Consider the following 25501-nt stretch of genomic DNA (forward strand, 5'->3'; position numbering starts at 1 on the left):
TGAGTCGCGAAGCGGCTCTCGCTTTCAAACAAAATCATTGGGCCTGCTGCGCAGTCCAGCGGGAGCAAGCTCCCTCGCCACAGGGTTCGGTGGCGGGTTTAAGTATTGCTTGCCGGCTTTGCCCTGCGCTTGGTGCCGCTTGCTGGTTTGCGTGGGGTGCTCTTGCGTTTCTTCTTCCATGGGGCTGCGGCGGAGCCGCCGGGCGGTGGGCCGCTGATGGTCAGGCTCAGGCCGGAACAGCGACTGACCTGCTTGCTCATCCACGCCGCCTGTTTGGTGACGAACTCTTCCAGGCTCATTTCGCCGCTTTGCACCATGTCCAGGGCTTGCTCCCAGATCGCCGTAGTGCCCGGATCGGCGATGGCCCGCGGTACGGCGTCGATCAGGCTGAACGCGGCCGGCGTGGCGGCCAGGGCCTTACCGTTCTTGACCAGATAACCACGGTCGAGCAGGCCCTGAATGATCGACGCGCGAGTCGCTTCGGTGCCGATGCCGGTAGTGTCCTTGAGCTTTTGCTTGAGCAGCGGGTCTTGCACCAGTTTGGCGACATTCTTCATGGCCTTGATCAGGTCGCCTTCCGTGAACGGCTTTGGCGGTTGCGTCCACAGGTCCTTGAATTGCACGCCGGCCACTGCGCAATCGATGCCTTCGGCCAGGTTGGGCAGAGTCTGTGGCGCCGGGGCTTCGCGCCCCTTGGCCGGAGCCAGTGCTTCGGGCAGGGCGCGTTTCCAGCCCGGCTCGATGATCTGCTTGCCGACAGCGCGCAGGCCCTCTCCAGCACAGTCGAAGTCGGCCTGGGTGCGATCGTATTCGTGATTGGGCAGGAACTGCGCCAGGTATCGGGCGCGGATCAGTGTGTAGACCGCACGCTGTTTGCCCGCCAGGCGTTCGAGATTTTTTGCCGCAGCCGTGGGGATGATGCCGTGGTGCGCGCTGACCTTGGCATCGTTCCAGGCCCGTGAGCGCCGTTGCGGATCAAGGTGATCGTGCAAGGCGTTCAACGCCGGATCGGCCTGGCGCAATGCCGCCAGAATGGCCGGTGCCTCGCTGTGCTGGCTGAGGGGCAAGTAGCCGCAATCACTGCGCGGATAAGTAATGACTTTGTGGGTTTCGTAGAGCGCCTGGGCGATGTCGAGGGTTTCCTGGGCGCCGAGGCCGAGCTTCTTCGAGCAGACCTCCTGCAGGGTGCCCAGATCGAACGGCAGCGGGGCCACTTCGCGCATTCGTTCGGTGCGCAGCTTGATCACCCGCGCACTGGCCGCGCCGCTCATGGCGGCCGCCGCTTGTTGTGCCAGCGCCTGGTTCAGGCAGCGGTCCTGATCGTCGCAAAGCTCCGATGCCGCGCGCCATTGAGCGGTGAATGCGGTGCCGTTGTGCAGCAGTTGCACGTCGATGGCCCAATAGGGGACGGGCACAAAGTCGGCGATGCTGCGATCGCGATCCACCACCAGGCGCAAGGTAGGCGTTTGCACCCGGCCCACCGGCAACACGCCTTGATAGCCGGACTGGCGCCCCAGCAGGGTGAACAGCCGGCTCATGTTCATGCCGATCAGCCAGTCGGCCCGGGAACGCCCGAGGGCCGAGTGATAGAGGCTGAAGGTTTCGTTCCCCGGTTTGAGGGCCGCGAGGGCCTTGCGGATGGACGCATCGTCCAGCGCCGACAGCCAGAGGCGGCGGATCGGTCCGCGATAGCGGCAATGCTCCACCAGTTCCCGGGCGATCATCTCGCCCTCGCGGTCGGCGTCCGTGGCAATGATCAGTTCGGAGGCTTCGCCGAGCAGGCGTTTGACCGCCTTGTACTGGCTGGCGGTACGCGGCTTGACGGTCATTTTCCATTTTTCGGGAATGATCGGCAGGTCGGCCAGCACCCAGCGCTTGTAGCGCGCGTCGTAGGCATCCGGCGGTGCTGTTTCCAGCAGGTGGCCGATGCACCAGGTCACCGTGATGTCTGTTCCCAGCCAGCAGCCATCGCCCCGGCGCCGGGCGCCTAGGACTGCCGCAATGTCTTTGGCCTGGGAAGGTTTTTCACAGAGGTACAGCCGCATAACCACCATCGTCGATCTATGTGTCAGGGGTGCACAGAATGGCGCTTGATGAGCGATGGAGCAATCTTTATCTGTATGGATGTACAGCTTTGTATGTCGCTCCCGTTCGGCTGCGAAGCAGTCGCGAGGGTAAAACTTGGGTTATACCTGATAAATCGAGGTTTCAGGTTTTGGGGCTGCTGCGTAGCCCATCGCGGGCAAGCCACGCTCCCACATCGATTTGCAGGTCCATCACCGTCATGAGGAACGTTTTCCATGAAAAGCTCCGGTCCTAGTCCTGTCATCACCATCGCCGAGCAGCCTGGCTGTCTGCTGGTGAGATTTCACGGCATTCAAGTGGCCGCCTCGGCGCGAGCACTGGTGTTGCTGGAGGCCAACTACCCGCCGGTGTACTACGTGCCGCGAGAGGACATCGACGAGAAGTACTTCGCCCGCACCGACCACACCAGTTATTGCCCGTACAAGGGCGATGCCAGCTATTTCAGCCTGCAGGTGCCGGGGCATGAAAGTGCCAACGCAGTGTGGAGTTACGAGGATCCCAAGGTGTCGGTGGAGCAAATCCGCGGATACCTGGCGTTCTATCCGGATCAAGTGAAGTTCGAGTTGCTTGATGCCGAGGTCTGATCGGGGTTGATCGCCGCGACGAGGGAGCCAGCTCCCTCGTCGACAGGCATTGCCTCAGTTCTTGTCGAGATCCACGTTGCGCGTTTCGCGCAGACAAATCATCCCCACCACCAGGCTCACCCCGGTGATCACCACCGGGTACCACAGCCCGTAGAAGATGTCCCCGGTGTACACCACCAACGCGAACGATACGGTCGGCAGGAAACCGCCGAACCAGCCGTTGCCGATGTGGTAGGGCAGGGACATCGAGGTGTAGCGGATGCGGGTCGGGAACAGTTCGACCATCAACGCCGCCAGCGGGCCGTAGCACATCGCGGAGATGATGATCAGCGCGACGATCAGCGCCACGATCATCGGTTTGTTGATCTGCTGCATGTCAGCCTGTTGCGGGTAACCGGCGAGGGTCACGGCACCGCGCAGGGCGGCTTCGTCGAAACCATCGATCTTCACGTCACCGACGCTGACCTGCACGCCGCTGCCGGCCGGGGCCGCTGCGCTCTGGTACGGCAGGCCCTGCTTGACCAGGAAGGTCTTGACCTTGTCGCACGGGCTGTCGAATTTCGCCTTGCCCACCGGGTCGAACTGGAAGGTGCAGGTGGCCGGGTCGGCCATCACGGTGATCGGTGCCTGGCGACTGGCCTGGTCGATGGCCGGGTTGGCGTAGTGGGCCAGGGTCTTGAAGATCGGGAAGTACAGCGCGGTGGCCAGCAGCAGGCCGATCATCAGCACCGGTTTACGCCCGACCTTGTCCGACAGCCAGCCAAAGAAAATGAAGAAAGGCGCGCCAATGGTCACGCTGACAATCAGCAAGCCGTTGGCCACCGCCGGGTCCATTTTCAGGAACTGGGTGAGGAAGAACAGCACATAGAATTGCGCGGCATAGAAGGTCACCGCTTGCCCGGCATTGATGCTGAACAGGGCGATCAGCACCACCTTGAGGTTTTCCCATTTGCCGAAGGAGTCGCGAATCGGTTGTTTGCACAGCTTGCCTTCTTCTTTCATTTTCACGAAGGCCGGCGACTCATGCAGGCTCATGCGAATCCAGGTCGAGATGCCCAGCAGCACGATGGAAAACAGGAACGGAATGCGCCAGCCCCAGACTTCGAACTGGTCACCGGTGAAGTAGCGGCAGCCCAACACCACCAGCAGCGACAGCAGTAGGCCCAGAGTCGCGGTGGACTGAATCCAGCTGGTGTGGAAGCCCCGCTTGCCGACGGGCGCGTGCTCGGCGACATAGGTCGCGGCGCCGCCGTATTCACCGCCCAGGGCCAGGCCCTGGAGCATGCGCAGCATCACCAGGATGATCGGCGCGGCGATGCCGATGCTGGCGTAGGTCGGCAGCAGCCCAACGCAGAACGTCGCCAGGCCCATGAGGATGATGGTGGCGAGGAAGGTGTACTTGCGCCCGATCATGTCCCCCAACCGCCCGAACACCAGCGCGCCGAACGGCCGGACGATGAAGCCGGCGGCGAAGGCCATCAGCGCGAAGATAAACGCCGTGGTGTCGTTGACCCCGGCGAAGAACTGCTTGCTGATCACCGCCGCGAGGGCGCCATAGAGGAAAAAGTCGTACCACTCGAAGACCGTCCCGAGGGACGAGGCGAAGATGACTTTCTGGGTTTCCTGGCTGGTGCCCGCGCTGCGCACGGCTTCCAGGGTTTGAACGTTCTCTGACATACCGGTATCCCTCACAGTGATTGTTTTTGTTGTTCCACTGGTGTTGCGTGTTCCTTGCAGGGGTGATGCTCGATGTCCGTGAATCTGATGCGGTCCTTGTGGGAGCGGGCTTGCTCGCGAAAGCGTCGTGTCATTCAACATCAATGTGAATGATCCACCGCCTTCGCGAGCAAGCCCGCTCCCACAGGTGATGTGTTTACAGAAGGGTTGAGGATCATCTGCGCAGCCTTCTCGGCAATCATCAGCGTCGGCGAGCAGGTGTTGCCCGAGGTGATGCGCGGCATGATCGAGGCATCGGCAATGCGCAGGCCGGGGATGCCGTGGACCTTGAGTTGCGCATCGACCACGGCGTCGGCGTCATTGCCCATGCGGCAGGTGCCCACCGGATGGAAAATCGTGGTGCCGATCCGTGCGGCGGCTTCGTGCAGTTGTTCTTCGCTTTGCAGGCTGTCACCGGGCAGGTATTCCACCGGATTGAAGGCGCGCAGTGCCGGGGCAGCGACGATGCGCCGGGTCAGGCGGATGGCGTCGGCGGCGACCCGCAAATCCTCCGGGTGGCTCAGGTAATTGGGTTGGATCAGCGGGGCTTCTTGCGGATCGGCGGAGCGGATTTCCACCCGGCCACGGCTTTGCGGGCGCAGATCGCAGACCGATGCGGTGAACGCCGGGAAGGCATGCAGCGGTTCGCCAAAGCGCTCCAGCGACAGCGGTTGCACGTGATATTCGAGGTTGGCTGACGTCTGCTCCGGCCCCGAGCGGGCAAAGGCGCCCAACTGGCTCGGCGCCATGGACAGCGGGCCACTGCGGTCATACAGGTAGCGCAGGCCCATGCCCATCTTGCCCCACAGGCTGCCGGCAATCTGGTTCAGGGTGCGGGCATTTTCCAGCTTGTAGATCAGCCGCAGTTGCAGGTGATCCTGCAGGTTGCCACCGACGCCGGGTAGCTCATGGGCGACCCCAATACCCAGCCGTTCCAGCAGCGGACGCGGGCCGATGCCGGAGCGTTGCAGGATGCTGGGCGAACCGACCGAGCCGGCACACAGGACGATCTCTTTGCGCGCCTTGAAGGTTTTCGCCTGGCCTTGCCAGCGGGCACTGACCGCCGAGGCGCGGCCATTGTCCAGCAGCACGCGGTCGACTTCGACACCGGTCAGCACGGTGAGATTGGGACGCTGGCGAATGGGTTTGAGAAAGGCCTTGGACGCGTTCCAGCGGATGCCGGCCTTCTGATTGACTTGGAAATAGCCGCAACCTTCGTTGTCGCCCTGGTTGAAGTCATCGATGCTGGCGATGCCACTTTGTTCGGCGGCACTGCGGAAAGCGTCGAGAATCGGCCATGACAGGCGCTGGCGTTCAACTCGCCATTCGCCCGCGACGCCATGAAATTCGGCGGCACCGGCAAAGTGGTTTTCACTCTGCTTGAACAGCGGCAACACCTCTTGCCAGCTCCAGCCAGGGTTGCCGTCGGCGGCCCAGCGGTCGTAGTCGCCGGCCTGGCCGCGCATGTAGATCATGCCGTTGATCGAGGAGCAGCCACCCAGTACCTTGCCGCGCGGGTAGCTCAGGGCGCGGCCTTGCAGGCCCGGTTGCGCTTCGGTCTTGAAGCACCAGTCGGTGCGCGGGTTGCCGATGCAAAACAGGTAGCCCACGGGGATGTGAATCCACGCGTAGTTGTCGCGACCACCGGCCTCGAGCAGCAACACGCGATGTTGCGCATTGGCCGACAAACGATTGGCCAGCAGACATCCGGCCGGCCCGGCCCCGACCACGATGTAATCGTATTCATCAAGGGAAGTCTGCATCCCTGACCTCGCGTTGTTGTTCTTGTTGTCTGTCATCCTAGTTGTTAGCTTTCGTCAAAAGAATGTTAGTTTTTGCGCAGCCGCTGTGCGTTTTTAAACAGCATCCCGAACGGCAAAGAACAAGGACGCTTCATGTTCGACTGGAATGACCTGCGGTTTTTTCTCGAATTGCAGCGCAGCGGGCGTTTGCTCACGGCTGCCCGGCGCTTGAACACCACCCATGCCACCGTGGCGCGGCACATCGAGGCCATCGAAAAGAGCCTCGGTACGGCGTTGTTCGTCCAGCATGCCCAGGGGTATGAGATGACCCCGGCAGGCGAGGCGTTGCTTAAACACGCCGAGGCGATGGAGAACGTGGCGCTGCTGGCCCAGGAGGAAATCACCCAGTCCACCGCGCCGCTGGGCAAGATCCGCGTTGGGGTGACGGAAGGGCTGGGCATCATGTTCCTGGCCAGTCGCATGAGCGGCTTGTTCGAGCGCTATCCGGGGCTGGAGGTGGAACTGGTGGCGGTGCCGCGGTTTGTCAGCATCCTCAACCGCGAGGCGGAAATCAGCATCCACCTCGAACGCCCGGCCGCCGACATGCTGGTCACTCGTAAACTCACCGACTATCGCCTGGCGCTCTATGCCAGCCAGGACTACCTCGACCGTTCACCGCCGTTGCGCAGTCGCGAGGACCTCGGGCGCCATGCGTGGATTGGCTATGTCGATGATTTGCTGTTCAGTCAGGAACTGATGTTCCTCAACAGCTTCTGCCGCAACCCGCGGGTGGTGTTTCACAGTACCAGCGTGATCGCCCAGCAACAGGCAGCGCGCTCAGGTCTGGGGATTGCCGTGCTGCCGTGCTACATGGCCAGTGCCGATCCCGGTCTGGTGCCATTGCTGCCGGACGAAAGCATCCAGCGTAGCTACTGGATCAGCACCCGCCGGGAGCTGCACAAGTCGGTGCGGTTGCGGGTGTTGTGGGATTATGTGGTGGAGTTGTGTGAGCGGGAGCAGGGGTTGTTGCAGGGGGCAGTTTCCCTCGGTGCCTGAGCTGACGCTATCGCGGGCAAGCCCGCTCCCACAGGTTTTTGTGCTGTTCACACCAACTGTGTAGCACAGCAGATCCCTGTGGGAGCGGGCTTGCCCGCGATGGCGGCGGTCCATCCAGAATTGATCCTACGGCTTAACCAACAATCTCGAACGCCGTACTGGCCAGCCGTTCACCATTGACCAGGACATGCACCGCATGGCGCCCCGCATAATGCCGGCGGGTGGTGAGTTCCTTGATCTGCTGGCCACGGCTGACGGCTTCGACGGCGTTGCCCGGCAGCGTCAGCGCCTTGAGTTTGAACACCTTCGCCGAGGTGCTGCCATTGGCCTTGACGTAATCGATGGCGTAGTCGATCACCAGGCGCTGACTGTTTTCTACCGTGGACCTGACGGCAAACGACAGGGTGATTTTTTCTCCCAGGCCAATCACCGGCGGTTCGACTTTCACATCGACGATCTCGACTTCGGGCTTGCCGCCCGCACCGATGATCGCCAGTGCCCGCTGGTTGCCCTGTTTGATCAGGCTGCGCAGGGCGTGCTTGGCGATCCATGCGGTGTGCCGGTTGTCCAGCGACCAGCCTTCAATCAGATCCAGCACCCAGTCGGGATGATCCTTGGTGATGTCGTTGAGGTGGTTGGCCACAGATTTGCGCACGTACAGGCTGGTGTCGGCCTTGAGGTTGTCGAGGATGTTCGCGGCCAGTGTCGGATCGGCCTGGATGGGCTCCAGCCGGAATGACCAGGGCAGGCGTGGCCGGCATCCTTCGCTGGCCAGGCGCCGTACATGCTCGTTGTCGTCCAGCGACCAGGCATGCATCAGCTTGAGCGAGCGATCGAGGTCACTGCGCAGAAAGTGACGGATTGCGAATTCCGAAGAGCCAAATGCGGTGAAGTACTTCAGCGCGTCCATCGACTGATCGAACGCATGGGCGCCGTAGCTGGCGACGTAGTGCGGCAGGCACATGCCGACAAAGCCGCTGTTCAGGCGCGGGGCGAGGGCGCGCAGCACCTGCAGCGACGCCTCGTAGTCCAGGGGCAGCACGGCGTGCAGGCACTCGCTGACCCGGGCCATGCGCTGCATGACGCTGAGGTCTGCCAGGCCGGATTGGGCCAGCTTCAGGAAGCGCCAGGCTTCGAATGGCGGATAGACAGCGGTCATTTCGCTGGCGATGTGCTGGAGGCGCTCGGCGTTGAAGATTTCCTTGAGGGCCGGAGATTGTTGGTCAGTCATGGTGTTTCCCTGGCAATTGTTGTTGATCCATCACACCGCGTTATCGTTCATCGCGAGCAGGCCCTCATATTCACCTCATTTGGTGCCCGCCTGCTCCTGCAGTTGATCCGACTCGAACAACCTGCCCAGTTCGACCCGCGCTTCCTGCGCCGTCTGCATCACTTTCACCGCGTCGTCATACACCGCATGCTGGGCTTCAAGCACCTCTTCGTCGTGCTGCTTGAAGCGTTTGATCCGCGCATCCGCCTGGGCCTGGGTCAATCCCAGGCCGATCAGGGTTTGCCGGCTCATTTCCAGGCTCGAATAAAAGGTTTCGCGCACGGCGTGAGCGCCGACATCCATCAGCCGGTGCACATGCTGGCGGTTACGGGCACGGGCGATGATTTTCATGTGCGGGTAGAGCTTGCGCACCAGTTCGGCGGTCTTGATGTTGGTGTCCGGGTCGTCGGTGGCGATCACGAAATATTCGGCTTCCCCGACCTTGGCCGCGTTGAGGATTTCCGGGCGCATCGGGTCGCCGTAGAACACCGGCACGCCACCGAAGCTGCGGGACAGTTCGATGGTTTCCACCGAGGTGTCGAGGGCCACGAACTTGATGTTCTGCGCGCGCAATATCCGCGCAACGATCTGCCCCATGCGACCCATGCCGGCGATCACCACCCGTGGTGCGTCGGCGTCGATTTCGCGGAACTTCTCCGGTACTTCCACCGGTTGCACTTTCGGGCTGACCAGGCGTGCGCAAAGCAGCAGCAACAGTGGCGTCACGGCCATGGACAGGGTGATGGTCAGCACCAGCAAGTCATACAGCTCCGTGGCGAACAGCCCGTGGTCGCGACCAATCTTGAACACCACAAAGGCAAATTCACCACCGGCCGCCAACACGATGCCCAGGCGGATCGCACTGACCTTTTTCAAGCCCCCGGCCAGGCGACCGACCAGGAACAACAGCGGCAGTTTGATCGCGATCAGCAGCAGGGTCAGGCCCAGCACCGCCATCGGCATGTTCAGCAACAGGCTCAGGTTCGCGCCCATGCCGACGCTGATGAAAAACAGCCCGAGCAACAGGCCCTTGAACGGTTCGATCTGGGCTTCCAGTTCATGGCGATACTCGGAGTCCGCCAGCAGCAGGCCGGCGAGGAAGGCGCCCAGGGCCATGGATATTCCGACCAGCTCCATCAGCCATGCCGTGCCAATCACTACCAGCAACGCCGTGGCGGTGGAGACCTCTGGCAGCGCGGTTTTGGTCACCACGCGAAACACCGGCCGCAGCAGATAACGCCCGCCGATCACCACCACGGCGATGCTGGCCAGCACTTGCAGGCCGTGGTTCAGGTTTTCGCTGGCGGTCGTGCTGTGATCGCCACCGGCAAGCAACGGCACCATGGCGATCAAGGGGATCGCGGCGATGTCCTGAAACAACAGGATCGCGAACGCCAGCCGCCCGTGGGGGCTTGTCAGTTCCTTGCGCTCAGCCAGGCTTTGCAGGCCGAACGCCGTGGACGACAACGCCAGGCCCAGGCCCAGGACGATCGCGGTGTTCAACGGCTGGCCAAACAGCCAAAGCGCAACCACGCCAATCACCGTGCCAGTGAGCAACACTTGCGCCAGGCCCACGCCGAACACTGACTTGCGCATCACCCACAAGCGTCGTGGCGACAGTTCCAGGCCGATGATGAACAGCAGCAACACCACGCCGAGTTCGGAAATGTTCGCGACGCTTTGCGGATTGTCGATCAGGCCCAGCACCGACGGGCCGATGATCACCCCGGCAAACAGATAGCCCAGAACCGCCCCCAGTTGCAGGCGCTTGGCCAAGGGAACGATGAGCACGGCCGCCATCAGAAATACGACAGCGGCTTGTAGCGGGTTGCCTTCATGGGGCATGGGCGAAACTCCAGAACTCGACACAGCGGGGGTGACAAGAATAAAGGCTGGGCCCTTCGGCGTCAGCAAAACGCTCGGGCTCAGATGTTACAATTTGCATTAATTGGTTACATTTATAGAATTAGCTGATCAATCAAACTGTCCCTCTCGAGTAGACCCCATGGCGATCAACTTCGACCTCAACGATCTGCAGGCTTTTCGTGCCGTGGTCGAGCAGGGCAGCTTCCGCAAGGCCGCCGATACGGTACGGATATCCCAGCCAGCCTTGAGCCGGCGCATCGAAAAGCTCGAAGACGCCCTCGGCGTGCGGCTGTTCGAGCGCACCACGCGCAAGGTCAGCCTGACCCAGGCCGGACGGGGTTTCATGCCCAGCGTCGAGCGCCTGCTGGACGATCTGGACGTGGCATTGCTGGGCATCAGCGAAGTCGCTTCGACCCGACTCGGCCATGTCACGGTCGCCTGTGTACCCTCGGCGGCTTACTACTTCATGCCGCGAGTGATCGCGCACTATCACCGGCAGTTTCCACGGATCAAGGTCAAGGTGCTGGACTCCAGCGCCCACGACGTATTGAGTGCGGTGGTCAATGGCGAAGCGGATTTCGGCCTGAGCTTCATGGGCACGCTGGAAGCCGAAGTGGATTTCGAGCCCTTGGTGCAAGAGGGGTATGTAGTGGCGTGCCGGCGCGATCATCCGCTGGCGGGGCGAAGCAGTGTCACTTGGGACGAGTTCTATCAGCAGGACTACATCTCGCTGGATAAAACCTCGGGCAACCGTTTTCTGCTGGATCAGGCACTGACCGGCGTGGTGCCGCAGCGGCCGAGCATCTGCGAAACCCGTCACGTGACCACCATGATCGGGCTGGTGGAGGCCGGGTTGGGCGTGGCGGCGGTGCCGCTGATGGCGATGCCGGCGGCGGACCATCCGATCCTGACGCGGGTGCCGTTGACCGATCCGCAGGTGATGCGCAGCGTCGGTCTGATCAAGCGCCGGGGGCGAACCCTGACCCCGGCGGCATTGGAGCTGGAACGGCTGGTGGTGGAGATGAAAGTCCTGTAGCCGTCGGTCAGCGACTGACCGAGTCCAGTCCGGTTGCTTTCACGTCCGGTTGAGCCTGGGCCGAGGCCATGTAGTCCAGTAAAGCCTTGGCTTCGGCCGGGTGCCGGGCACCTACCGGGATGCCGGCGGCAAACCGGGTGACCGACTGCACAGACTCCGGAATCTTCGCCACGAAACTGACCCCCGGCACCGGCAACAATTCGCTGACCTGCTGGAAGCCAAGTTGATAGTCGCCAGTGGCAACCACCGAACCCACGGGGATTTTCGCCACCATGGTCGACTTGGGCTTGAGCTGGTCTTCGATCCCCAGGCGCTTGAACAGTTGCTGCTCGATGTACACGCCGCTGGCGCTGTCGGAGTAGGCCACTGATTTGGCGTCGAGCAGCGTCTTTTTCAGGCCCTCGACGTTGCTGATATCCGGTTTCGGCGCACCTTCACGCACCACCAGGCCAATGCGCGAATCCGCCAGTTCGACACGGGAAGCCGGGTCGACCTTGCCCTGCTTGATCAAATCGTCCAGAGCGTAACCGACCATGATCACCACGTCGGCTTGCTCACCCCGGGCCAGGCGATTGGGAATCGCTTCGGGGGCCTTGCCCATGGAGGGACCGAGCGCGGTGTCGAGGGTGTTGCCGGTGGAAGCGGCGAATTTCGGGCCGAGGATCTTGTAGGCTGCCGTGAAGCCGCCGGAGGTCATCACGCGGATCTCTTCAGCCTGGGCAATGCTGCTCAAGCCCAGGCTGACCAGCAACGCGAGGGCGGCAAGATTGAAGGTTTTTTTCATGGTCATGTTCTCGATGAAGGGCCGGTTCACGACGCCACCGGTTGCAGATGATTCGAGGCGCGGCGATAGAGCATGAGCGTGGCGCACAGCGCGCACAGTGCTGCAAAGCTCATCCAGTAACCCGGCGCCGCCTTGTCGCCGGTGTACTGGATCAGCAAGGTCGACATCGCCGGGGTGAACCCGCCGAACACGGCCGTGGCCAGGCTATAGGCGAGGGAGAAACCGGCCACCCGGACTTCCACGGGCATGATCTCCGTCAGCGCCGGAATCATCGCGCCGTTGTACAGGCCGTAGATGAACGACAGCCACAACAGCACCAGCAGCATGTGGATGAAGCTGGGCGCGTTCACCAGATAGGTCAGCACCGGGTAAGTGGTGGCGATGGCCAACAAGGCCATGGCGATCAACACCGGACGTCGACCGATGCGGTCCGAGAGGGCGCCACCGATCGGCAGCCAGATGAAATTCGAAACGCCCACCAGCAATGTCACCAGCAGCGCATCGGACGTGCTCAGGTGCAGCACGGTTTTACCAAAGGTCGGCGCGTACACCGTGATCAGGTAGAACGCGGTGGTGGTCAGGGCGACCATCATCATGCCCGCGAACACGGTCAGCCAGTTTTGCCCCAGGGTGCGGAACACCTCACCCATGCTCGGGCGGTGTTTGCGGGTGGCGAACTCTTCGGTCTCCTCCAGGTTGCGGCGTAGCAGGAAGATGAACGGCACGATCATGCAGCCGACGAAGAACGGAATCCGCCAGCCCCAATCGGCAATCACGCTCGGCGCCATCCACTGGTTCAAGGCGTAACCCAGCGCGGCGGCGACGATGATCGCCACTTGCTGGCTGCCCGACTGCCAACTGGTGAAAAAGCCCTTGTGGCCGGGTGTGGCGATCTCGGCGAGATACACCGACACGCCGCCCAGTTCCGCACCGGCGGAAAAGCCCTGCAGCAGCCGCCCGATCAGCACCAGGGCCGGGGCGAACAGACCGATGGTTTCGTAACCGGGCACCAGCACAATCAGGATGGTGCCGCTGGCCATGATCGACAGGGTCACGATCAACCCTTTGCGTCGACCCACATCATCGATATAGGCACCCAGCACCACGGCGCCCAACGGACGCATCAAAAAGCCTGCACCGAACACGGCGAAGGTCATCATCAGCGAGGCGAATTCGCTGCTGGCCGGAAAGAACACGGCAGCGATCTGCGTGGCATAGAAACCGAAAAGGAAGAAGTCGAACTGTTCGAGGAAGTTGCCCGAGGTGACCCGGAAAATGGCACTGGCGCGAGAGCGTCCGCGCGGGATTGAGGCTGTCATCGATAAATACTCCACCGCTTTTATGACGTGCGCCGGCTGGACGCGGCGCACGGTTCTTATTGGGGCTGATAGTGGAGCAGGGGCATCGATATGTTAATTGCATTGTTGGCATGCATTGATGCGTGAAGCGGATCAATGCATTCGTGGCCTTGCTCGTGCAGTTACCGGTACAGGCTCCCGTCGACGAAGCGCTATTCGCTATGCGCCCGCGCAACGCTCTCGGTGCCCAGCCGATATTGATTGTTCCCGCTGCGTTTGGCCTCATACATCGCCAGGTCGGCAATGTGCAGCAAACGGTCGATACTCGACGCATGATCGGGGAACACCGCGACGCCGAGGCTGGTGCCGATGTGGCGCTGGTCGTTGCCGATGGTGACGGGCGGGGAGAGTTCGACGAAGATTTTCTGGCAGATGCTGCGCGCTTCGTCTTGAAGGCTATTGCCCTGGGGCAGGTCCTGGAGAATGACCACGAATTCGTCGCCGCCGATCCGGGCGACGGTGTCGGTGCCGCGCAGAATGCGCTTGAGCCGGGTGGCGGTCGTGACCAGCACGCGGTCGCCGGCCGCATGACCATAGCGGTCGTTGATGGCCTTGAAACCATTGAGGTCGACAAACACCAGCGCCACCCGCGTGGCACTGGTGCGCGCCAGCTCCAGCGCTTCGGACAGGCGTTCTTCGAGCACCAGGCGATTGGGCAGGCCGGTCAACGGGTCGTAATGGGCCAGGTGCTTGAGGTAGTTGGCCGAGGCCTTTTCTTCGGTGATGTCGCGTACCACGCCCATCATCTTGACCGTTTCGTCGTGGTCGTTCTTGACCACGTTGCCGGTTTCGCGCAGCCAGCGGATCGTTCCGTCGGGCCAGACCACGCGGTATTCCTCGTCATGGTTTTCGCCGGTTTCCAGGCAACGCAGTTCGCCGGCCCGAACCCTGGGCCGGTCGTCCGGATGCACGCAGGAGCAGAACAGGGCGTAGGAGGGCGTCACTTCGCCGATCTTGAAGCCGAACATGCCGAAAATCGCATCTGACCAGTACAACCGGTCGGTGTCGACATCCCAATCCCAGGTGCCGATGCGGGCAAAGTACTGGCTGCGTTTGAAGCGCTCGGCGTCGCCGTCCTGATGGATGCTCTGGCCTTCGGACAGGCGGGTGACGATGCTGCGATATTCGGCCAGTTGCTTTTGCAGCGAACGTTCGCGCCAGACCAGCGCGACGATCAGGGTGAGCGTCGTTGAACCAAGGATGACGCTGGTCCAGAGCAGGATCATTCGGGGATGGCCATCAGGGCGGTGAACCGTAGGGTAATTGTTGATTATTTTAGTTCAGCAAACCGCTTTGAACGCCGCGCGGGAGGCGGCAATGGTTGCCAATCGCGAGCAAATCTGGGAAAACGGCGCCCATCAGGCCCTTGAGGGCGAGAGAGCATACGAGTGAATTCAATGAATGACGAGCTTCAGGTAATCGATCTTCAGGTGGGTGACGGAAAAGCCGCCGTAAAAGGCGCGCTGATCACCACCCAGTACCGTGGTTGGCTGGAGGACGGGACCGAATTCGACTCTTCCTACAGCCGGGGCAAACCCTTCCAGTGCGTGATCGGCACCGGGCGGGTCATCAAGGGCTGGGACCTGGGCATCATTGGCATGCAGGTCGGTGGCAAGCGCAAGGTGTTGGTGCCGGCGCACCTTGCCTATGGCGAGCGCACCATGGGCAAGATCACGCCGAATTCGAACCTGATCTTCGAAATTGAATTGCTGGAAGTGCTGACGCGGGATGATTGACCCTCAGGCCTGAAAGGTTTCCCGGTACGCGTACAGGCCAGGTGTGCCGCCGGTCATGACGAACAGCACGTTGTCCCCGGTGGCGAATCGCCCTTGCTGCAAGTCGGCCAGCAATCCCGCAAAGGCTTTGCCGGAGTACACCGGGTCGACCAGCAGGCCTTCGGCACGGGCCATCAGGCGTACCGCGTCCTGCATGGCGGCGGTTGGCAAACCATAGCCGGCGCCCAGCTGGCTGCCATCAATCACCATCTCATCAGCCTGCACCTCGGCGCTGCTGCCCAGTAGCGCCAGTGTCTCGCGGGTCAATTGCAGAGTTCTCGTCGCTGATGAGTCCTGGTCGGACAACACCGAGTACGACTTGACCAGGGAAGTACCCCGGCCAAGCAAATGGAAGCCCGCCGCGAGCCCTGCATGGGTCCCGGCGCTACCATTGGGGACCACCACTTGATTGAACGTCAGGTCCAGCTCCGCCTCTTGCCGGGCGATTTCCGCTGCGCAGCGAGCGTAGCCGAGGCTGCCCAAAGGGGTCGAGCCACCGGTCGGCAGAACCATGACCTTGCGCCCGCAATCCCGAAGCTGCGCCGCCCTGGCCTCGGCTTTGGCCAGTGAGTCGGTACCGCCGGCAAACACCTGCATCTGTGCGCCGAACAGTTGGTCGAGCAGCACGTTGCCATTGAGTTCGTAATCCACCTCGGCCTTGGCGACGGCCCGGGTCAGGAACAGCTCGCAGTCGATGCCCAGCCGGGCGCACACCGCGGCGGTCAGGCGCGCATGATTGGACTGGATACCTCCCACGGTAATGATCGTATCGACCCCGGCTTGCAGCGCCGCGCCAATATGGAATTCAAGTTTGCGCAGCTTGTTGCCGCCCGCGCCGATCAACATATGGTCGTCGCGTTTGAGAAACAGGCCGATACCCTGCTTGTCCAGGCCCAGCTGCTGTTCGAGTCGCGCAGCCCGCTGGATGGGGGTGGGACCTTGCAGCAGGTCTGCCCGCGCAAAAACACTCAGGGACTTGTCCAGTTGGGTCTGCATCGATCGAGCCTCGTTGTTCACCATGATCAGGCTGACTTTATGGAGAAAGGTCGGTGGGATAAACGCACTGCCGGTCATGACTGTTTTAACACGGTGTAACTAATCGGCCGGGCGGCGGGACTTTCCAGGTCGCTTTGGATAGGCTGAACCGGACTTGAAACCACGATCTGAAGAGGAGAAGGCGGGTTGCCAATCAACGAATACGCCACGGCCATCGAACTGCTGGACGAGTCTTATCGGCATTGGACCGGTGAACCCCTGCCAGCACCGCAGGCGCTGAGCGGGCCTGAACGCCTGCTCTGGCTGCACGCCCACGCGCCCTACAGCTTGCTGGCCCACGGCACGGAGGACGACCCTCTGTTCTTCTACGCCAATGAACAGGCGCTGACCTGCTTCAAGTACCCGCGCCCGGAATTTCTGGGCATGCCGTCACGCTTCAGCGCCTCGCCACTGGACCGCGCGGTGCGCCAGACCCTGCTGGAGCAGGTCACGGCCCATGGCATTGCCCACGGTTACAGCGGCTATCGGGTGGATCGGCAGGGTAGTGCCTTCATGATTCATGAAGGCAAGGTGTGGACGCTGATCGATCAACAGGGGTTGCGCGTGGGGCAGGCGGCGTTGTTCTGGCCGGATGCAGAGCGGGTCGGGCAGTTGGGGTGTTGAGCCCCAACCTTTAGCGGACGGCCTGCCGACCGGCTGGCGAATATCGATATCAACCCGACCTGTCATCGGGTTGTGACTTGCCAGGCTGCGCTCTATCGGCGAACATACGCGCCATATAGGGGTAGGGGGTATAGGTATGTCGCACATTCACGAACATAAAGATGACTTGATCAAGCGGGTCAGACGGATTGCCGGGCAGGTGGAGGCCGTAGAGCGAGCGCTTGAGTCCGATGCCGATTGCGCCAAGACCCTGCACCTGGTCGCCGCCATCCGGGGCGCGGTCAATGGTCTGCTGGAGCAGTTCATCGACGCCCATGCCCGCGAGCACGTGGCCCATCCGGACTTGAGCGATGAAGAGCGCGCCCAGGGCGTGGAAGACTTGTTGCTGGCCATCCGCCGTTATGCCAAATAGAGGCCTGAATTCCATGAAACAGACACCCCAGGCTTCGCGTTTTGCCCATGATCATGTGTTTCTCGGCGCATCCCATGATGAAAACGCCCGACGCACCTTATGGGTGGTGGCGCTGACGTTCGTGATGATGATTGGTGAAATTGCTGCCGGTTACATCACTGGTTCCATGGCCCTGCTGGCCGATGGTTTTCACATGGCCACCCATGCCGGGGCCTTGGGCATCGCGGCGGCGGCCTATGGATTCGCACGACGCAATGCCAACAACGCGCGCTACAGCTTCGGCACCGGCAAGGTCGGGGATCTCGCCGGTTTTGCCTCGGCCATGGTGCTGGGGCTAGTGGCGATCGGCATTGCCGGTGAGTCCGTTTATCGCCTGTTTCAGCCAACGACCGTGGCATTCACCGAAGCGACGGTGATTGCGGTGGTGGGGCTGGCGGTGAACATCGCCAGTGCCTTTTTGCTGGCTGGCGACCACGGCCATCATGGCCACGATCACGGACATAGCCATGACCACGGCCATCATCACCATCACGACAACAACCTGCGCTCGGCGTATGTCCATGTGTTGGCCGACGCCTTGACCTCGGTGCTGGCGATTGCCGCGTTACTGGCCGGGCGCTATCTGGGGTGGGTGTGGCTGGACCCGGTGATGGGCATCGTGGGCGCCATCGTGATCGCGAAGTGGGCCGTTGGATTGATGCGTGACAGCGCTGCGGTGTTGCTCGATGTCACGGATGAGCACGTTGCCGATGAAATTCGTGAACTGCTGGAGTCATCGGACGATGTGCGCATCAGCGATCTGCATGTCTGGCAGGTTGGCCCCCAGGCGCGGGCCGCGATTGTCAGCGTTGTGGCCGCGGCCAATGTCAGTGCCGACAGCATTCGCGAACGCCTGGCGCCGGTCCATGAACTGTCTCACCTGACCGTTGAATACCGCACGGCTTGAGCGGCTTGCGGTCAGTCACTGACCAGCGGAATCCGTCCATTCGTGGATGGGCGGTATTGCCACTTCAGCTGCTCCAGTGCCGGCCTCATCGCCAGAAACTGCCTGAGCGTGGCGCCGGCAATGCTCAACGCCAGGCGTTGCCCCGGGCATTGATGGCGCCCTGCACCGAAGGTGAAGCTGCGCCGGTTCGGGCGGTCGAGCAGGAAGGTGTCGGGGTTGTCGTTGAGCTGCGGGTCGCGATTGGCCGAGGCCAGCAGCACCAGGATCACGTCGGTGGCGTTCAGCCTCACGCCGTCAATCTCGCAGGGGGCGGTGACGAAGCGGCGGGTGTTCTGTACCGGCGGGTCGAAGCGCTGCACTTCGGCCATCAGGTCTTCGACAGGGATTGATTCGCCGCGTAACAACGGATGTTGAATCAATGCCAGCACGGCGTTGCCGATCAGCCCGGCAGTGGCCTCGAAGGTCTGGGAGAGCAGGCCGATCAGGTTGGCGATCAGGGTTTGCGGCGCGCCGGTTGCGAAACGTTGGCGGATGCCTGCCAGCAAAGGGCTGTGGTTGTGCGGATCGTCGAGCAATTCGATGAAGTAACCGCTCAATTGTTCGGCGGCAGCGTTGGCGGCGGTCAATTGTGCCGCGTCGCTCAAGGGCGACAGGCAGGCGACGAAATCCGCCGTCAACTCGCTGATGGCGCGGCCCTGGGCCGGGGTGAACCCCAACAACGCCGCCACCACGCACACCGGTCCGCGAAACATGGCGTTGTACAGGCCAGCGGCATCCGCGGTGATCAATCGGGCGCTGACCAGGGCCTCGACTTCCCGCGCATCGATCAACTCCAGCCCCGGCGCAATCGCCGACCGTGGGCAACGCTGGCGTTCACCTTCATTCATGCGCATCAATTGGCTGAACACCTGGCCGGCCATGCCGTCGGCGATCGCCTTGGGGACTGGCTCCTGCGCCGGTCGAACGTGGCAATCGGGGTGCGCCAGCACGGCGGCCACCGCCCGGGCGCTGCTGGCCACCCACAGGTTCAGCCCCGGATGAAAAGCCAGTCCACCGTTGGCACGCAGTTGTGCGTAGTAGGGATAAGGATCGGCATGGGTCGCAGCGATGATCGGGTCCATGGGTCACAGCCTTTTGTTGTTGGAAAGAGTTGCTACTATCTCCAGTCCGAAAGGGCTTTGATTCGTCCGGGAGCGAAATATGAGCGCAGAACATCACGACATCGGTGTCTCGCAGGTGGCGGCAGCCATCGCTGAGCCGGCGCGGACGAAAATCCTCTGTTCGCTGATGGACGGCCACGCCCGGACCAGCACCGAACTGGCGGCGGTGGCCGAAGTCAGCGCGTCGACCGCCAGTGCCCACTTGGCCAAACTCAAGGAGCTGGCGCTGGTGCGGCTGCACGTCCAGGGACGTCATCGCTATTACAGCCTGGCGGACAAACGCGTGGCCCAGGCCCTGGAGGTACTGATGGTGATCGGCCAGAACACCGCGCCGGGCTTCCGGGCGCGGACCCCGGATCGCCTGCAATTTGCCCGCACCTGCTACGACCACATGGCGGGAACCCTGGCGGTGCTGTTGCATGACCGGTTGCTTGAAGCGGGCTGGCTGGAGGAAACCGATGAACAGGCCTATCGCTTGAGCGACAGTGGTACGGCAATGTTTCAAGGGCTCGGGATCGAGGTACAGGACTTGAGCACCTTGCGCCGCCGCTTTGCCTGCCCGTGCCTGGACTGGAGCATGCGCCGGCCACATCTGGGCGGGTCGCTGGGCGCGGCGTTGCTGCAAACGGCGCTCAAGCGCAAGTGGGTGACCCAGGATCTGGACAGTCGGGCGTTGGCGTTGACGGGGTTGGGGCGCAAAGAGTTTGGAAGGCGGTTTGGAATCGAATTGCCGTTGGTGGTTGAGGGTAATGTCAAAGTTTCGCAAATGACGGCAGGTTCGGTGGAGTTCGGGAACATTCGCTGACTGACAATAGGTGTATTCCGGATGCTTCTGTATTGAATGCAATGCCGTCATCGCGAGCAAGCTCGCTCCCACAGGGGGGGGAGTGGTGGGTTTGTCAGTACAATGCAAACAAAAAGCCCCCCATCGGTCACCCGATGGGGGGCTTTTGTGCGTCTGGCGTCAGGTCAAACCTTGACGATCCAGCCCGCTGGCGCTTCGATGTCGCCGGTTTGCACGCCGGTCAGCTCTTTGTAGAGCTTCTGGGTGATCGGGCCGACTTCGGTTTCGCTGTGGAACACGTGCAGGTGGTCGTTGTAGTTGATGCCGCCAATCGGCGTGATCACCGCAGCGGTACCGCAAGCACCGGCTTCCTTGAAGTCGGAGAGCTTGTCGATGAACACGTCACCTTCGACCACGTCCAGACCCAGGCGGGACCTGGCCAGCTCGATCAGCGACAGACGGGTGATGCCCGGCAGTACCGATGGCGAGTTCGGGGTCACGAACTTGTTGTCGTGGGTGATCCCGAAGAAGTTGGCCGAACCGACTTCCTCGATCTTGGTATGGGTCAGCGGATCCAGGTAGATACAGTCGGCGAAATGCGCTTTCTTGGCCTGGGAGCCCGGCATCAGGCTGGCGGCGTAGTTGCCACCGACCTTGGCGGCACCGGTGCCTTGTGGCGCGGCGCGGTCGTAGCTGGAGATCAGGAAGTTGTGCGGGGTCAGGCCGCCCTTGAAGTAGGCGCCAACCGGAATGCAGAAGATCGAGAAGATGAACTCGGGGGCGGTACGCACGCCGATGTTGTCACCCACGCCGATCACGAACGGACGCAGGTACAGCGCGCCGCCAGTGCCGTACGGCGGAATGAAACGCTCGTTGGCGCGGACCACTTCCTTGCAGGCTTCGATGAACTGCTCGGTTTCCACCTGCGGCATCAGCAGGCGGGCGCAGCTGCGCTGCATGCGCAGGGCGTTCTGGTCCGGGCGGAACAGGTTGATCGAGCCGTCCTTGCAACGATAGGCCTTCATGCCTTCGAAGCATTGCTGGCCATAGTGAAGGGCAGTGGAGCCTTCGCTGATGTGCAGCACGTTGTCTTCGGTCAGGGTGCCTTTGTCCCACTCGCCATTGCGGAAATACGACAGATAGCGCTTGTCGGTCTTGATGTAGTCAAAACCCAGCTTGTCCCAATTGATGCTTTCGTTACCCATGACACCCTCTATCACTGAACAACCGCCGAAACGGTTCAAGGCTTCTGACGTTTTTTGGATGGGGACAACAATACTTCATTCTTGGGCTAAATCGCAGCCCAGACTATCGGGTGACGGACAGATTTCTTAGCCTGCTCATGAAAAAAGCCGCCGATCCCTCATCGTTCGAAATCCTGTGGCGAGGGAGCTTGCTCCCGTTCCAGTGCGTAGCACTGGTAAAACCAGACATCGCGGTACTTCTGAAAGACCGCGGTGGTCCGGTTGGGACGGCTTCGCCGCCCAGCGGGAGCAAGCTCCCTCGCCACAATTGGCCTCCGGTCGATCTGCTTACAGATGCAACGCATGCCCCAACGCCCGCAACGCTGCTTCCTGCACCGCCTCACCCAGCGTCGGATGCGCATGGATGGTGCCGCCGATGTCTTCCAGGCGTGCGCCCATCTCCAGGCTCTGGGCAAACGCCGTGGACAACTCCGACACGCCAACGCCCACCGCCTGCCAGCCGACAATCACATGATTGTCCCGACGGGCGACCACCCGCACGAAGCCGCTTTTCGACTCCAATGTCATCGCCCGGCCATTGGCGGTGAACGGGAAGCTCGACACGATGCAGTCCCAACCTGCGGCGTTGGCTTCGTCCGGGGTCTTGCCGACCACCACCAGTTCCGGGTCGGTGAAGCACACGGCGGCGATGGCGGTCGGGTTGAACTCGCGGGATTTACCGCTGATCAGCTCGGCGACCATCTCGCCCTGGGCCATGGCCCGGTGGGCGAGCATCGGTTCGCCGCTCAGGTCACCGATGGCATACACGTTGCGCATGCTGGTCTGGCAGCGGTGGTCGATCTTGATCGACGAACCGTTCATGTCCAGGTTCAGCGCTTCGAGGTTCCAGCCCTGGGTGTTCGGCTTGCGACCGACGGCCACCAGCACCTGATCGGTCTCTAGGTTCAGGGTCGCGCCGTTCGGGGCCAATACCTGCAATGTATTTTCTTTTGAATCAAAGCCTTGCACGCTGTGTTTCAAGTAAAGCTTTATGCCGAGTTTTCTCAGTTCGTCGTGCACAGGCTGGGTCAGTTCGGCGTCGTAGGCCGGCAGGATGCGTTCCTGCGCCTCCACCACGCTGACCTCGGCGCCGAGCTTGCGATAGGCAATGCCCAGCTCCAGACCGATGTAGCCACCGCCGACCACGATCAAGCGCTTGGGTACGGACGTCGGCGCCAGGGCCTCGGTGGACGAGATGATCGGCCCGCCAATCGGCAACATCGGCAGGTTCACGCTTTTCGAACCGGTGGCCAGCACCAGGTGCTCGCACTGGATGCGCGTGTCGCCGACATCCACGGTTTTTCCGTCAACCACTTTGGCCCAGCCTTGAACGACCTGGACCTTGTTCTTTTTCAGCAACGCGGCAACGCCGGTGGTCAGGCGATCGACAATGCCGTCCTTCCACTCAATGCTCTTGGTGATATCGAGGGAAGGCGCCGAAACGCTGATGCCCAGGGCCGAAAGCTGATGGTGGTGCTGCGTCTGGTGAAACTGCTCGGCGACGTGAATCAGTGCCTTCGACGGAATGCAGCCGATGTTCAGGCAGGTGCCGCCCAACGATTGGCCTTCCACCAGAATGGTCGGGATGCCCAACTGGCCGGCACGGATCGCTGTCACATAACCGCCAGGACCGCCGCCGATGATCAGCAGAGTGGTGTTCAAAGTTTGCATGGTGCTCTCCAACAAAAATCAGTCCACAAACAAGGTAGCGGGTTGTTCGAGCAAGCCACGGATGGCCTGGATGAATAGCGCCGCGTCCATGCCGTCGACCACGCGGTGATCGAAGGAGCTGGAGAGGTTCATCATCTTGCGGATCACGATCTGGCCTTTGATCACCATTGGCCGTTCGACGATCTTGTTCACGCCGACAATCGCCACTTCCGGCAGGTTCAGCACCGGCGTGCTGACGATGCCGCCCAAGGCGCCAAGGCTGGTCAGAGTGATGGTCGAGCCGGACAACTCGTCGCGGCTGGCCTTGCCGTTGCGCGCGGCAGTGGCCAGGCGAGCGATTTCCGCTGCGCTGTCCCACAGGCTGCGGGCTTCGGCGTGACGCACCACCGGCACCATCAGGCCAACGTCGCTCTGGGTCGCGACGCCCACATGCACCGCGCCAAGGCGGGTGATGACCTGGGCTTCGTCGTCGTAGCGGGCGTTCATCTGCGGGAAGTCGCGCAGGGCGACGACCATGGCACGGACCAGGAACGGCAGCAAAGTCAGCTTGCCGCGGGTCGCGCCGTGTTTTTCGTTGAGGTGCGCGCGCAGTTCTTCCACGGCGGTGACGTCGATTTCTTCGACATAACTGAAGTGGGCAGCACGCTGGGTGGCGTCCTGCATGCGCTGGGCGATCTTGCGGCGCATGCCGATCACCGGGATCTGCTGTTCATCGGTACGTTGGGCGTAAGCAGCCGCCACCGGTGCCGAAGCGTTCGACTGACCCTGGGCCAGGTAGGCGTCGAGGTCTTCATGCAGTACACGGCCGGCGGGGCCGCTGCCACGCACCAGGCGCAATTGAATGCCGAGGTCCAGCGCATGCTTGCGCACGGCCGGGGAGGCCAGCGGGCGCTCATCGGCCTGGCGAGCAACCATCGGGCCCTGGCAGACGGCAGCTTTCGGCGCCGGGGCAGCAACCGGTTTGCTTTCAGCCACGGCTTCAACTTTAGGTGTGGCCACCTGGGCTTCTTTAACGGGAGCCGGTTGCGCCGACTCCTTAACGTTACCCGCGCCTTCGACTTCAATGCTGATCAGCACACTGCCAACCGCCATGACTTCGCCCGGCTGGCCGCCAAGGGCGATGACCTTGCCATGCACCGGCGACGGGATATCGACCATCGCCTTGTCGGTCATGACATCGGCCAGCACCTGATCTTCGACGACCATGTCGCCGACCTTGACGTGCCATACCGACAATTCAACTTCTGCAATGCCTTCACCAATGTCCGGCATTTTAATGACGTGCGTGCCCATTCAGACCTCCATGACCCGTTTCAACGCCGCGCCCACTCGGGACGGGCCTGGGAAATACGCCCACTCTTGCGCGTGCGGGTAGGGGGTGTCCCAACCGGTGACGCGTTCGATCGGCGCTTCCAGGTGGTGGAAGCAATGCTCTTGCACCAGCGACACCAGTTCGGCGCCAAAGCCGCAGGTACGGGTCGCTTCGTGCACCACCACGCAACGGCCGGTCTTTTTCACCGATTTGACGATGGTTTCCAGGTCCAGCGGCCACAGGCTGCGCAGGTCGATGACTTCGGCGTCAACGCCGCTTTCTTCAGCAGCGACTTGCGATACGTACACGGTGGTGCCGTAGGTCAGCACGGTGACGTCCTTGCCCGGACGGGTGATCGCAGCGACGTCCAGCGGTACGGTGTAGTAACCGTCCGGCACTTGCGCGGCGGGGTGCTTCGACCACGGGGTTACCGGGCGGTCGTGGTGGCCGTCGAACGGGCCGTTGTACAGGCGTTTCGGCTCGAGGAAGATCACCGGGTCATCGTTTTCGATGGAGGCAATCAGCAAGCCCTTGGCGTCGTACGGGTTGGACGGCATCACCGTGCGCAAGCCGCAGACCTGGGTGAACATTGCCTCGATGCTCTGGCTGTGGGTCTGGCCGCCGTAGATGCCGCCGCCGCATGGCATGCGCAGGGTCATCGGTGCGGTGAATTCGCCAGCCGAGCGATAACGCAGGCGGGCGGCTTCGGAAATGATCTGGTCGGAGGCCGGGTACACGTAGTCGGCGAACTGGATTTCGGCCACCGGACGCAGACCGTAGGCGCCCATGCCCACGGCGACACCGACGATGCCGCTTTCGGAGATCGGCGCGTCGAACACCCGGGAGGTGCCGTACTTGTTCTGCAGGCCTTCGGTGCAGCGGAACACGCCGCCGAAGTAGCCCACGTCCTGGCCGAAGACCACGACGTTGTCGTCACGTTCAAGCATCACATCCATGGCCGAGCGCAGGGCCTGGATCATGGTCATGGTGGTCGTGGTCATGGCGGTTTCCAGCTCGATATTGTTGTTGTGATCGTTCATG

The 25501-nt window shown here is 62.0% G+C and carries 22 protein-coding genes; 8 read left to right on the forward strand and 14 right to left on the reverse strand.

Annotated elements, in window-relative coordinates; translation table 11 throughout:
• Positions 1-98: 98 nt before the first annotated feature.
• The gene (locus KGA96_RS11485; RefSeq protein ID WP_263286960.1) at positions 99-2045 is read right to left on the reverse strand and encodes a DNA topoisomerase III; all 1947 of its coding nucleotides are present in this window, start codon (positions 2043-2045) and stop codon (positions 99-101) included.
• 255 nt (positions 2046-2300) lie between these two features.
• Here KGA96_RS11485 and KGA96_RS11490 point away from each other — a divergent pair, with 255 nt between their 5' ends.
• Positions 2301-2669, forward strand: coding sequence for a DUF427 domain-containing protein (locus KGA96_RS11490; RefSeq protein WP_008046975.1), 369 nt, complete (start codon positions 2301-2303; stop codon positions 2667-2669).
• A gap of 54 nt (positions 2670-2723) precedes the next feature.
• Here the strand turns inward: KGA96_RS11490 and KGA96_RS11495 are convergent, their stop codons facing one another.
• Together KGA96_RS11495 and KGA96_RS11500 are read right to left on the reverse strand one after the other, a co-directional pair.
• The gene (locus KGA96_RS11495; protein ID WP_046037337.1) at positions 2724-4346 is read right to left on the reverse strand and encodes an MFS transporter; all 1623 of its coding nucleotides are present in this window, start codon (positions 4344-4346) and stop codon (positions 2724-2726) included.
• A gap of 140 nt (positions 4347-4486) precedes the next feature.
• Entirely contained in the window at positions 4487-6148 is a 1662-nt protein-coding gene (locus KGA96_RS11500; protein WP_046037335.1) for a GMC family oxidoreductase, read from the reverse strand.
• Between the two features lie 132 nt (positions 6149-6280).
• On the opposite strand from KGA96_RS11500, the gene KGA96_RS11505 reads away from it, so the two are divergent.
• Positions 6281-7183 carry a LysR family transcriptional regulator gene (locus tag KGA96_RS11505; RefSeq protein ID WP_046037333.1) on the forward strand — a complete coding sequence of 301 codons (903 nt, stop codon included), beginning with the start codon at positions 6281-6283 and terminating at the stop codon, positions 7181-7183.
• 133 nt (positions 7184-7316) lie between these two features.
• Here the strand turns inward: KGA96_RS11505 and KGA96_RS11510 are convergent, their stop codons facing one another.
• On the reverse strand, positions 7317-8414 hold the full coding sequence (locus KGA96_RS11510) for a DNA alkylation repair protein (RefSeq protein ID WP_223512861.1): 1098 nt from the start codon (positions 8412-8414) through the stop codon (positions 7317-7319).
• Between the two features lie 75 nt (positions 8415-8489).
• Complete coding sequence (locus KGA96_RS11515; RefSeq protein WP_223512863.1) at positions 8490-10298, reverse strand: monovalent cation:proton antiporter-2 (CPA2) family protein; 1809 nt, start codon at positions 10296-10298, stop codon at positions 8490-8492.
• Between the two features lie 160 nt (positions 10299-10458).
• On the opposite strand from KGA96_RS11515, the gene KGA96_RS11520 reads away from it, so the two are divergent.
• On the forward strand, positions 10459-11355 hold the full coding sequence (locus KGA96_RS11520) for a LysR family transcriptional regulator (protein WP_046037328.1): 897 nt from the start codon (positions 10459-10461) through the stop codon (positions 11353-11355).
• Positions 11356-11362: 7 nt separating this feature from the next.
• Here KGA96_RS11520 and KGA96_RS11525 read toward each other — a convergent pair whose 3' ends face one another.
• The 3 genes from KGA96_RS11525 to KGA96_RS11535 form a co-directional block, all read right to left on the reverse strand.
• Positions 11363-12139: a substrate-binding domain-containing protein gene (locus KGA96_RS11525; protein ID WP_046037437.1), complete on the reverse strand. Its 777-nt coding sequence runs from the start codon at positions 12137-12139 to the stop codon at positions 11363-11365.
• Between the two features lie 26 nt (positions 12140-12165).
• Entirely contained in the window at positions 12166-13458 is a 1293-nt protein-coding gene (locus tag KGA96_RS11530) for an MFS transporter (RefSeq protein WP_046037327.1), read from the reverse strand.
• Between the two features lie 191 nt (positions 13459-13649).
• Positions 13650-14723 carry a sensor domain-containing diguanylate cyclase gene (locus KGA96_RS11535; RefSeq protein WP_046037325.1) on the reverse strand — a complete coding sequence of 358 codons (1074 nt, stop codon included), beginning with the start codon at positions 14721-14723 and terminating at the stop codon, positions 13650-13652.
• A gap of 171 nt (positions 14724-14894) precedes the next feature.
• Here KGA96_RS11535 and KGA96_RS11540 point away from each other — a divergent pair, with 171 nt between their 5' ends.
• Positions 14895-15233, forward strand: coding sequence for an FKBP-type peptidyl-prolyl cis-trans isomerase (locus KGA96_RS11540; protein ID WP_223467331.1), 339 nt, complete (start codon positions 14895-14897; stop codon positions 15231-15233).
• Between the two features lie 3 nt (positions 15234-15236).
• On the opposite strand, the gene KGA96_RS11545 is transcribed toward KGA96_RS11540, so the two are convergent.
• Positions 15237-16268 (reverse strand): D-cysteine desulfhydrase family protein, encoded by a 1032-nt coding sequence (locus KGA96_RS11545; protein ID WP_046037436.1) that lies wholly within the window; start codon positions 16266-16268, stop codon positions 15237-15239.
• A gap of 186 nt (positions 16269-16454) precedes the next feature.
• On the opposite strand from KGA96_RS11545, the gene KGA96_RS11550 reads away from it, so the two are divergent.
• The 3 genes from KGA96_RS11550 (at position 16455) to dmeF (ending at position 18289) form a co-directional block, all read left to right on the forward strand.
• Complete coding sequence (locus tag KGA96_RS11550) at positions 16455-16931, forward strand: MEKHLA domain-containing protein (RefSeq protein ID WP_080925230.1); 477 nt, start codon at positions 16455-16457, stop codon at positions 16929-16931.
• A 136-nt stretch (positions 16932-17067) separates the two neighbouring features.
• Positions 17068-17343, forward strand: a complete 276-nt coding sequence (locus KGA96_RS11555) for a metal/formaldehyde-sensitive transcriptional repressor (protein WP_046037323.1) — start codon at positions 17068-17070, stop codon at positions 17341-17343.
• Positions 17344-17356: 13 nt separating this feature from the next.
• Positions 17357-18289, forward strand: coding sequence for a CDF family Co(II)/Ni(II) efflux transporter DmeF (gene dmeF, locus KGA96_RS11560; protein ID WP_046037322.1), 933 nt, complete (start codon positions 17357-17359; stop codon positions 18287-18289).
• Between the two features lie 11 nt (positions 18290-18300).
• Here the strand turns inward: dmeF and KGA96_RS11565 are convergent, their stop codons facing one another.
• Positions 18301-19410, reverse strand: a complete 1110-nt coding sequence (locus KGA96_RS11565; RefSeq protein ID WP_223467327.1) for a cytochrome P450 — start codon at positions 19408-19410, stop codon at positions 18301-18303.
• 79 nt (positions 19411-19489) lie between these two features.
• On the opposite strand from KGA96_RS11565, the gene KGA96_RS11570 reads away from it, so the two are divergent.
• On the forward strand, positions 19490-20254 hold the full coding sequence (locus KGA96_RS11570; protein ID WP_223467325.1) for an ArsR/SmtB family transcription factor: 765 nt from the start codon (positions 19490-19492) through the stop codon (positions 20252-20254).
• Positions 20255-20418: 164 nt separating this feature from the next.
• Here the strand turns inward: KGA96_RS11570 and KGA96_RS11575 are convergent, their stop codons facing one another.
• From KGA96_RS11575 to KGA96_RS11590, 4 genes are all read right to left on the reverse strand, one after another.
• On the reverse strand, positions 20419-21438 hold the full coding sequence (locus KGA96_RS11575) for a branched-chain amino acid aminotransferase (RefSeq protein ID WP_046037319.1): 1020 nt from the start codon (positions 21436-21438) through the stop codon (positions 20419-20421).
• Between the two features lie 327 nt (positions 21439-21765).
• Complete coding sequence (lpdA, locus tag KGA96_RS11580; protein WP_223512870.1) at positions 21766-23148, reverse strand: dihydrolipoyl dehydrogenase; 1383 nt, start codon at positions 23146-23148, stop codon at positions 21766-21768.
• An 18-nt stretch (positions 23149-23166) separates the two neighbouring features.
• On the reverse strand, positions 23167-24441 hold the full coding sequence (locus tag KGA96_RS11585; RefSeq protein WP_046037317.1) for a dihydrolipoamide acetyltransferase family protein: 1275 nt from the start codon (positions 24439-24441) through the stop codon (positions 23167-23169).
• Positions 24442-25500, reverse strand: a complete 1059-nt coding sequence (locus KGA96_RS11590; protein WP_015095444.1) for an alpha-ketoacid dehydrogenase subunit beta — start codon at positions 25498-25500, stop codon at positions 24442-24444.
• Position 25501 lies beyond the last annotated feature (1 nt).

It is taken from the genome of Pseudomonas sp. GL-R-26 (assembly GCF_019947365.1).
GTDB lineage: Bacteria > Pseudomonadota > Gammaproteobacteria > Pseudomonadales > Pseudomonadaceae > Aquipseudomonas.